Origin of the sequence: Streptomyces sp. NPDC006450 (genome assembly GCF_040612195.1) — a bacterium.
Lineage (GTDB): Bacteria > Actinomycetota > Actinomycetes > Streptomycetales > Streptomycetaceae > Streptomyces.
Genome location: NZ_JBEXPT010000185.1, coordinates 1 through 8,327 on the forward strand (window position 1 = coordinate 1; position 8,327 = coordinate 8,327).

Sequence of the window (8,327 nt, forward strand, 5' to 3'; positions counted from 1 at the left end):
AGGGCGGCGGCGGCCGCCAGGACGGATCCCGCCCGTAGACGGCGTGCGGAACTGCGAGTGATGCCCATGGTGGTGCTTTTCCTTCGGACTCGGCCGGCAGCGGACTCCCCCTCCTGCCGGTCCAGGCTAGGCCGTCCGACCCAGCGGCGTCCTCCCCCGATCGGCCGAGCGCCTTCGTGCCCCGCCGGGTCCCTTCCGTGGTCGAAAAGCCGGGTTTTCGGATCTCGCCGGTCGATCAAGCGGACCAATGGGCATGCACGGAGTGGGTGGGCGTGGTGGGATCGGCCGGGTGAAGGATCCCTTTGGTTGTGACGAGCCGGCCTTCCTGGCATGTGCCGGGACCACGGACCGTGCGGCAGCGCGCCGCTTTGTCGCCTCACGGGCCGCCGACGCGAGCGAGCTGGCGTTGCTGCTGGACATGCTCGGGCTGCTGCCCGAGACCGATCCACGCCCTGAGCGGCGCGGGCCACGGCTCAGCCCGCCCTGAGGCTGAAGCCGCCGGCACGGCCCGGATCACCCGTGGGTGATCCCTGTCTCACCGCCGTCCGGGCCGTAGCGGGGCGGGCGCCCGTATCGCGCCCCGCCCGGCGGTGCATCAGGGTCAGTCGGGGGTCAGCTGCACATAGGGCCGCTCTGGGCGTCCGTGACGGCCCCGTCGAGCTTCTGCAGGTCCGGGGTGAGCTCGGTGAGGGCCTCGGCGCCGGTGGTGTCGCCGGGCGGGTTCTCGTACGGCTCCCTTCACGTCGTCGACGGCGGACTCGACCGCGTCCTTCTGGGCGGCCGAACGGCAGATGGCCGTGAGGTTGCGGGCACCTGCGGGCGCCTGCGGGCACGGTGCTAGCGTGCGGACATGCGCACCCCCATCGGGCCGTTCGACAACGCCGTGCCCGCGCCCGATTGCCTCGCCGAGCTCACCGCACCCGTGGCACGAGCGGTCGGCGACTGGCGGGGAGACGTACCCGCCGCACAGATCCTCTACGTCGACACCGACCCGGCCATCGCCGACACCGCCGCCTTCGTCGCGCACTTCGGCCAGGAACTGCTGGACCAGTCGGCGAACTGCGTGGTGGTGGCCGCCAAGCGCGGCGGCCGGACCACCCTCGCGGCCTGCCTGGTCCCCTCCGCCGCCCGGGTCGACGTGAACGGCGCCGTCCGCCGTCATCTGGGGGCGCGCAAGGTCTCCTTCGCCTCGATGGAGACGGCCGTCGAGCTGACGGGCATGGAGTACGGCGGCATCACCCCGCTGGGGCTTCCGGGCGACTGGCCACTGCTGGTGGACACGGCGGTCCGCGACATGCCGTACGTGTTGATCGGCAGCGGGCGCCGCCGCGGGAAACTCATCGCGCCCGGGAAGCTGTTCGCGGAACTTCCCGGCGTCGAACTGATCGACGGCCTCGCCATCTGACGGGCTGGTCCAGGACCCCTCACGCGGAGCACCGACCGGTCCCGTGGGCCCGGTCGGGACTCGCATCTCCACGCCTCTGCGATCTCGTGCCCGGGAGCGCGAGGAACCTCCGCACCCCGATGGCCTGTTCTTCCATGACGAACGCTCACATCCACGCGGTGCGGCCGCTCTTGGTGGGGTGGCCGCTCGCCGGGTGAAGGGCGGCCCCCGTCCGGCGTCGCCGGGCAACGGGGGCCGGATCACTGCGCCAAGTCGGGAGAGATCTTCGCAGCGTGCAGGGTGAGCCGGCCGATCCGGGTTTCGTGACTGGTCGCCGTCGTACTGTGGTCGGTGATCTCATCCGGCCTGGCGTCACTGAGGTACCACGTGGTGAGCGGGGCGGCCGCCGACCCGGGCCGCACCTCCTCGATCTTGACGTGGCTCGTCTCGGCGGAGGCGTGCGCGGAAAGGGCCCAATCCTGCGCGCCGGGGACGTCGGTGAGGACGCAGTCCTCGAGGACGATCATGAGTTCCTGACCCGGCAGACCGAGGTCGCCCTGGGGGCCCAGACCCGTAACGGCACCACAGGTGAACCGCTCTCCTCGAACGGTGACGTAGTAACTGCTCTCGGCGTTCGCAATCGATTCGTTCATACCCCGCACCTGCCCCGCGCGCGTCCTCCCAGACACGAGTCAGAGATCCGCGCGGGTGGCGGACTGGGCCGCCCGTACCGCGACGTTGATCGCATCCTCCACGAGCGTTTCCGCCGAGCGGTCATCCCCGGTCAGTGTCCAGCCGCACACGGCCGCCCGGGCCAGCGCGGCCGGGGCCGCCTTGGCGCGCCCGGTCCGATGGGGCAGAAGGGTGCCGAGGAGAAGGGCGTCCCCGGTGTCGAGCGCGACCCGGCACAGTACGGCCGCACGCAGCCCGCTGTCCTCGGGGAGCACGACCATGGCCGCTCCGATGACGGCGTCCCGGACGCCCAGGGCGCGGATCAGGAGCGAGGAGGAACCCTGCTCTGACAGGCCGCACGGGCGGGCCAGCACCTCGGGCCGGCAGGCGACCGCCACGCCGTACCCGAAGCTGGCCGCACCCATCACCCGTGCCGCTGTGGTGCGCATCCGCGATCGTCAGCTCGCGTCGTCGTGATCCCGGGTCATCGTCCGCTCCTGCATCCTTCGCAGTTCCTCGGGGCTCTTGCCTGCGACCGGCTTGCTGGCCTCGGGATGTACCGGGTCCGGACCCGGGTGCTCCTGCGCATGCTCCTTGCGGTCCTTGCCCGGCTCCTGGCGCTCGTTCTCCTTGTCCTGCACGGCTTCTCCTCCCATCGGGCCCACCGGGGCGACGGTCCTGTCCCCCGCGCCTACCCGTACGGCGGAGCCGTAGACGGCTGGGGAGGAGGCGGTTCCGGCGCATGGCAGGCGTCCCGGCCGCGTAGTGACGGGGGGAGCCACTACGCGGCTCGGGCCGCTCGGGAGCCTCGCGCCGCTCACCGCCGCGGACTCCCATGTCCACGCTTATGGCCCGTTCTCCGCGGCCGAAACCGAAAGGGCGGCCGAAATCCGAAAGAGCGCGATCCGTCGCGGAGCGAGTTGCCGTATGCCGGCGCAGGCGGGCGCCCTCATGCCGGTTCGACAGGCAGCCACAGTTCGCAGGTCGCGGTGCTGAAGTCGTCCGCGCGCTCGAGGACCGCGACGATCGAGGGGCCCGACCGCAGGCGCCAGGGGTTGGACGGGAACCAGTCGGTCGCCGTCGCACTCCAGGCAGTCTGCAGTGCTTGGGGATGCGGTCCGGTGGTGCGGAAGACCGCCCACCTGCCGGCGGGCACGTCGATGGCGTCGAGGTCGTCGGGCGCAGACGTGTCCCGGGAGACGGCGACCCCGTGCAGGTAGGTCAGTTCGCTCCCCTCCGCGGCGTCGGGGTCGAGGTCGTCGCAGACCTGCAGCAGGCCGGCCGGTTCGGTGTCGCCCAGGGTCTTCAGCCGGTGGTGCTCCGTCTGCGGCAGTGCGGTGATGTGCTGCTGGATGTGCGGGTTGACGCCCTGGTGGATGAGCGGGACCCGGGCTGCGTGTCCGACCAGCTGGAACGCGGGGCGGTCGACGAGGCGGGTGTCCATGGGGATGCTCCCTTCGACGGTCAGGCGGATCCTGAGCCGTGGTTGTGTGCGGAGGGGGCCTCCGTCGCGCCGGACGTCACGGGGCCCGGCGCCGTGGACCGCACGGAACGCGCGCCCGAACGCCTCGGTCGATCCGTACCCGTGCCGGACGGCGATGCTCAGCAGATCGTCCTCGCCGCGGACTACGTCGGCAGCGGCGACGGTCATGCGCCGCCGGCGTACGTACTCCGACAGCGGCATGCCCGCCAACGACGAGAACATCCGTCGCAGGTGGTACTCGGTCGTGCCGGTTTCGCCGGCCAATCCGTTGACGTCGAGCTCCTCGGCGAGGTGCTCCTCGACGAGATCCACCAGCTGGTTGAGTGCCGAGATCACGCGGCCTCCTCTCGATGTCCACCTTGCCGGAACACCCCCCGGCCTGACCCGACCGCTGCGATCCGATCCGATCATGCGCCCGGCTGTCAGGAGTCGGCGTGCCCTGGGTACTGCCGTTGTCGGAACGGGAATACCTTCCGTACACGGTCCACCGCGTCCTACCGCCTTGGATTGAAGGGATCCTCCGTATGCCTCCAGCCGCCCCCCGGCCAATGGACCCACCCGCCCCTGCCGCCCCTGCCGCTCCGGCCGACGAACGTGCCCGGGCGCTGCGGGGCGAGCCGATCACCGCGTGGGCCATCGGGATGTTGATGGCGATGACGCCGTGCACGGCCCGCGATGCCCGCCGGATCCTGGCGGCTGCCGCCGACCTCGCGCACAGCACCACCGACGGCCTGGCCGCCGCCATGGTCGCCGGCACCCGTGGGGAGCGGGTACCGGCCCACGTGGAGCGCGCGGTTCGCCGCGCGGTGGAAGCGGCGCGCACCCCCGGTGTGCCGAGCCGCCATCCCGTCGGCCTCATGCCGGCCCGGGCACGGACCGAGGAGGTCTTGACCCGGCTGCGCGGTCAACAGGCCCGACTCGCGGCCCGCCCCGACGATCCGGCCGAGCGACGGGCCATGGACGACGCCGCGTACACCCTGTGCGTTCTCATGGGGCGGCCCACCGTGCACATGGCGGTTCTGGCCGCCCTGGAACACCTCGCCGCGCCCGTCACGTGACGGACGTCCGCCGACAGCGCCACCTGGCCCGTCCTGTTGGCCCGTGGGAGGCTGGAAGGAAAGACGGGTCGCGGCACCCGGCGCGACCCCGGCCACACCGCATGGACTCCGTCATGACCCTGCACCCCTTCCACGCCTCCCGCACCGTGCCGAAGGCGCTCGTGTGCGCCACCCTCGCCGTCTTGCTCGCCGCACCGGCGGTGGCCGCTCCGACCGATCAGGATCAGGGCCCCCCTCGGGCGGTCGCCCGTGTGCAGGAGGCCGTGCTGTCGATACCCGCCATCGGCGTGTCCGACCTGGCCGTGATCCCCTACGAAGGCAGTCCTGATGACGCTCCGGGCACGCTGATCCAAGATCGGGGCGTGGCAGCGAGCCCGTACGGGCCCCGGGGAGGGGTCGGCCCCGGAGACGTGGGGAACTACATCGTGACCGCCCACCGCATCACGGCCGGAGGCCCCCTGTGGTCGCTGCCCTCGCTGGAGAAGGGTGCGTCCGTGTTCGTGACCGCCGACGGAGTGCGGTACGAGTACGTCATCACCACGACACGGACGACGTCCTTCCGGTCGCAGGCCTCCATCGACGCGCAGCGGGCGGCGGTCCCCGGATCTCCGGGCACCGCCCCGACGCAGGCAATGATCACCGTGAGCACCTGCCTGACGCCGGAGGACAACGCGGCCGGCAACTTCTGGCGTGACGCGCAGAACAACCCGGAACACCGCCTCGACAAGATCGGTGTCCTCACCGCGACGGAGCCGCAGAAGCAGTGAAGGGGGTCGGGGCGACGAATCGACCCCGACTGCGGCGGCCGTGGGGGCTGCTGGAAGCCCCGGCCCGAAGTCTCTGCCAGGGAAGGCGCCTGCCCCCGCCTCGCATGGCCGTCCCCTGTCGTCCCTGACCGTCCCTGTGCGCCTTCGACCGCCCTACTCGGGTTCGGTTGCTGCCTCGCGGGCCGCGAGCTGACCCTGGACGAACGCGTCGGTGTCGGGCGAGTACGGGCCACCGTGGTCGAAGAGCAGATCCGTGATGCGCCGCCATTCCGCGACGGCGGCGCGGGTGGCATCGTCGGCGTTCTCCAGAGCGCCCGATGCTTCCTCGGCAGCAGCCTCCGCGGCTTCGAGCGCCGACTCGGTGTCGTGGTGGGTGAGGCCGGTGGCCTGCTCCCGCACGTGGGCGCGTGCCGCGCGCTCCGCGTCGGAAGGGGTGTGCGGCTCGTTCGCTGCGTCCTCGGTCATCGTGGTTCTGTCCCCTGCTTCCCTCTCGGCGGCGGGGCCCGGGCGTTGCGAGTGGGTCCCGCCCGGCCCACCACGTCCCGGTCACACCGTGGAGGACGCCCCAAGCGTACGAACCCTGACCGTGCCCCGTCCGTGTCCCCGTACACCTCGTACCGCCGGCGCGCGAGGACCCGTCCGTGCCCGGGGCGCCGCGCCGGCCCGCACGGGCGGCCCGCCGCGGACGGCCTGGGAGGCCCGGGCTCCGTCGGCCGGGCCGCCCGGGTGAGCCACCTCCGGCGAGCGCAGGGGGCGCAGGAAGGCCTGCACGCCCGCGATGATCTCCTGGTTGCCGCTGAGGCGGTGCACCGTGGAGACCTGCCCGTGCCTCCGCCTCCCGTCCGCACGCCCGGATGGCCCATGACTCCGGCCCGGTGCGGGCCGGCATGAGCAGGCGTACTCAGGTCGGCGGAAGCGGCAGCGGACGTGGCGGCAGCCGAAGTGCGAGCCCCGACCGTTTGGGACGCGATGCGCGGGGCACACGGCACAACGTCACGATGGACCACAGAGGGAGGGATCGTGTCCGGACTCTTCGCCAAGATAAGGCAGTTCAGCCGTAGTTCGCAGGGGCAGCGGACGATCGCATCGGTACGGCGTGCGGCTTCCGACCCCCGTAAGCGGGATCAGGCCCGCGGACTGCTCAAGCGCCTTCGGGGCAAGCACTGACCCCGGCCCCCGGAACATCAGCGCCCGCAACGCCCCTCAGGTACGGCGTGCGCAGGTCCAGGCCCCCATGCCCTGGATCTTGGCGAGTCTACGCGCCGTGGCGATCTGCTCCGCCTTCGTGGCGAGGTCGGCGCGCGGCGCGTACTTGCGGCCTCCGGCCGCCTTCCAGCTCGACTGGGTGAACTGCAGCCCGCCGTAATGGCCGTTGCCGGTGTTCGCCCGCCAATTCCCGCTGGATTCACATCGGGCGATGGCATCCCAGTTGGGGTTCGGTTTGGAGTGGACCGCGGCGGCGTGTGCCCCGGAGACATCCAGTAGGGAGATGACTGTCAACATGACTGCGGATAGCAGCAGTTGACGACTCCTGCTCTGACTTCTCGCGTCCTTCCGATGGCGTGACATCAGTCCTCCTTCGCTGTTGGAGCGGACCTGCCGCGAACAGCGGGCGGGCCCGCGTACGACCGCCTTCCGGCCGTGGCCACAGCACAGCACGGACCGGCCTGCTTTCAGCGGCACTTACCGTCGGAGAAGGGACGACTCCACCCGAACGGACGCTCTACGGACCTCCCCGAACGGTGACGCGGATGGCCGGACCGGCGTGCGCCCGCGGCCCGCCGAAGGGTCACGGAACGCGCCTGACCTGCGTGAAGTGCCCGCCCACGAAGCGCGCGTCCACGTGGCCGGGGTCGAGTTCGCCGTGCTCGGCCAGCAGCTCCGCCGCGTACGACTCCGCGTCGTCCTGCGGCACGTAGCCCAGGGCGCGGGCAGTATCGAGGTTCCACCAGGCACGGGTGTTGGCGCTGATCCCGTGGACCACGGTGTGGCCGACGCCGGGAGCGGTCAGGGCGGCGTGGACCAGCCGGGCGCAGTCGGCCGGGCTCAGCCAGGTCGACAGCATCCGCACCGTGCGGGGACGTTCGAAGCACGAGCCGATGCGTACCGAGACCGTTTCCACGCCGTACTTGTCCGCGTACAGGGAGGCCAGGCCCTCTCCGAACGCCTTGGAAAGCCCGTAGTAGGTGTCCGGGCGGACCGGCAACTCCGCACCGGCCGGGAGGGGGTCGCCGGTGAGCGGGACGAATCCCTCGACGTGATTGCTGCTGGCGAAGACAACGCGGCGTACGCCTTCCGCCCGTACCGCCTCGTAGAGGTGGTAGGTGCCGCGGATGTTGGCGTCGAGGACGGCCTCGAAGCTGTCTTCCAGGGAGATCCCGCCGAGGTGCACGACGGCGTCCACTCCGCGTACCGCCTCCCGTACGGCGTCGGTGTCCCGCAGGTCGAAGGTGAGGCAGTGCGGTCCCCCCGCCCCGTCGACCGGCACGATGTCCGCGAGTCGCAGCGTGTAGCCGTAGGCGGGCAGGAGCGGGCGCAGCAGGGTGGCGACACCGCCCGCGGCGCCGGTCAGCAGGATGGTGCGGGGACGGGTCATGCGCGGAACTCCTTCGCCAGGGCCGCGAGCAGCGGCAGTCGTTCCCTCGAGAGCAGGCCGAGGTGGTAGAGGCTGAGCCGGGTCGCTCCGGCGGCGCGCAGCCGCCGTACGTGGGCCGGCAGCGCGGCCGGGTCGGTGGGGGGCTGGGCGGTGACGTACGCGTTGACGGGCAGCCCCGACTCGGCCGCCTGCCATACGAGTTCGGCGCTCTCCGGTCCGGTGGGCCAGCACGGCACGAGGAGGGCGTCCACCTGTGTGCCGGCGCGTGCGGTGAGCCCGGGCGCCGGGCCCGGCGCCCGCGGGGCGGGGGGGGCGTGCGGGGTCGGCTCCGCCCCGCGCGGGGTCGCCGCAGCGGCGTCCGGGACAC

Annotated in this window: 10 protein-coding genes and 1 pseudogene; 3 read left to right on the forward strand and 8 right to left on the reverse strand. The window is 72.1% G+C overall.

The window, feature by feature from the left end; translation table 11 throughout:
* The first annotated feature begins 850 nt into the window (after nt 1–850).
* The gene (locus ABZY57_RS30890; RefSeq protein ID WP_356517552.1) at nt 851–1,405 is read left to right on the forward strand and encodes a YbaK/EbsC family protein; all 555 of its coding nucleotides are present in this window, start codon (nt 851–853) and stop codon (nt 1,403–1,405) included.
* Nucleotides 1,406–1,644: 239 nt separating this feature from the next.
* Here ABZY57_RS30890 and ABZY57_RS30895 read toward each other — a convergent pair whose 3' ends face one another.
* The 4 genes from ABZY57_RS30895 to ABZY57_RS30910 all read right to left on the reverse strand — a co-directional run bounded on the left by ABZY57_RS30895 (nt 1,645) and on the right by ABZY57_RS30910 (nt 3,875).
* Nucleotides 1,645–2,037 carry a hypothetical protein gene (locus tag ABZY57_RS30895; RefSeq protein ID WP_356517554.1) on the reverse strand — a complete coding sequence of 131 codons (393 nt, stop codon included), beginning with the start codon at nt 2,035–2,037 and terminating at the stop codon, nt 1,645–1,647.
* A gap of 39 nt (nt 2,038–2,076) precedes the next feature.
* The gene (locus ABZY57_RS30900; RefSeq protein ID WP_356517556.1) at nt 2,077–2,505 is read right to left on the reverse strand and encodes a hypothetical protein; all 429 of its coding nucleotides are present in this window, start codon (nt 2,503–2,505) and stop codon (nt 2,077–2,079) included.
* 9 nt (nt 2,506–2,514) lie between these two features.
* Nucleotides 2,515–2,697: a hypothetical protein gene (locus ABZY57_RS30905; RefSeq protein ID WP_356517558.1), complete on the reverse strand. Its 183-nt coding sequence runs from the start codon at nt 2,695–2,697 to the stop codon at nt 2,515–2,517.
* 308 nt (nt 2,698–3,005) lie between these two features.
* Nucleotides 3,006–3,875: an AraC family transcriptional regulator gene (locus ABZY57_RS30910; protein ID WP_356517560.1), complete on the reverse strand. Its 870-nt coding sequence runs from the start codon at nt 3,873–3,875 to the stop codon at nt 3,006–3,008.
* A gap of 317 nt (nt 3,876–4,192) precedes the next feature.
* Here ABZY57_RS30910 and ABZY57_RS30915 point away from each other — a divergent pair, with 317 nt between their 5' ends.
* Nucleotides 4,193–4,597, forward strand: a complete 405-nt coding sequence (locus tag ABZY57_RS30915; RefSeq protein ID WP_356517562.1) for a DUF5133 domain-containing protein — start codon at nt 4,193–4,195, stop codon at nt 4,595–4,597.
* Nucleotides 4,598–4,710: 113 nt separating this feature from the next.
* Complete coding sequence (locus ABZY57_RS30920) at nt 4,711–5,364, forward strand: sortase (RefSeq protein WP_356517564.1); 654 nt, start codon at nt 4,711–4,713, stop codon at nt 5,362–5,364.
* Nucleotides 5,365–5,517: 153 nt separating this feature from the next.
* On the opposite strand, the gene ABZY57_RS30925 is transcribed toward ABZY57_RS30920, so the two are convergent.
* From ABZY57_RS30925 to ABZY57_RS30940, 4 genes and pseudogenes are all read right to left on the reverse strand, one after another.
* Complete coding sequence (locus ABZY57_RS30925; RefSeq protein ID WP_356517566.1) at nt 5,518–5,829, reverse strand: hypothetical protein; 312 nt, start codon at nt 5,827–5,829, stop codon at nt 5,518–5,520.
* Between the two features lie 738 nt (nt 5,830–6,567).
* Complete coding sequence (locus tag ABZY57_RS30930; protein ID WP_356517568.1) at nt 6,568–6,867, reverse strand: transglycosylase family protein; 300 nt, start codon at nt 6,865–6,867, stop codon at nt 6,568–6,570.
* Between the two features lie 286 nt (nt 6,868–7,153).
* Nucleotides 7,154–7,960: an NAD(P)-dependent oxidoreductase gene (locus ABZY57_RS30935; RefSeq protein ID WP_356517570.1), complete on the reverse strand. Its 807-nt coding sequence runs from the start codon at nt 7,958–7,960 to the stop codon at nt 7,154–7,156.
* Nucleotides 7,957–8,327: pseudogene (locus tag ABZY57_RS30940) on the reverse strand (hypothetical protein); the annotation flags it as partial. The pseudogene ABZY57_RS30940 and the gene ABZY57_RS30935, both read right to left, overlap by 4 nt.

Bases quoted from the DNA above. Each gene is read 5' to 3' on its own strand.
- ABZY57_RS30920 (WP_356517564.1), top strand. From the start codon at position 4,711: ATGACCCTGCACCCCTTCCACGCCTCCCGCACCGTGCCGAAGGCGCTC.
- ABZY57_RS30930 (WP_356517568.1), bottom strand. From the start codon at position 6,867: ATGTTGACAGTCATCTCCCTACTGGATGTCTCCGGGGCACACGCCGCC.
- ABZY57_RS30935 (WP_356517570.1), bottom strand. From the start codon at position 7,960: ATGACCCGTCCCCGCACCATCCTGCTGACCGGCGCCGCGGGCGGTGTC.
- ABZY57_RS30890 (WP_356517552.1), top strand. From the start codon at position 851: ATGCGCACCCCCATCGGGCCGTTCGACAACGCCGTGCCCGCGCCCGAT.
- ABZY57_RS30915 (WP_356517562.1), top strand. From the start codon at position 4,193: ATGACGCCGTGCACGGCCCGCGATGCCCGCCGGATCCTGGCGGCTGCC.
- ABZY57_RS30925 (WP_356517566.1), bottom strand. From the start codon at position 5,829: ATGACCGAGGACGCAGCGAACGAGCCGCACACCCCTTCCGACGCGGAG.
- ABZY57_RS30895 (WP_356517554.1), bottom strand. From the start codon at position 2,037: ATGAACGAATCGATTGCGAACGCCGAGAGCAGTTACTACGTCACCGTT.
- ABZY57_RS30900 (WP_356517556.1), bottom strand. From the start codon at position 2,505: ATGCGCACCACAGCGGCACGGGTGATGGGTGCGGCCAGCTTCGGGTAC.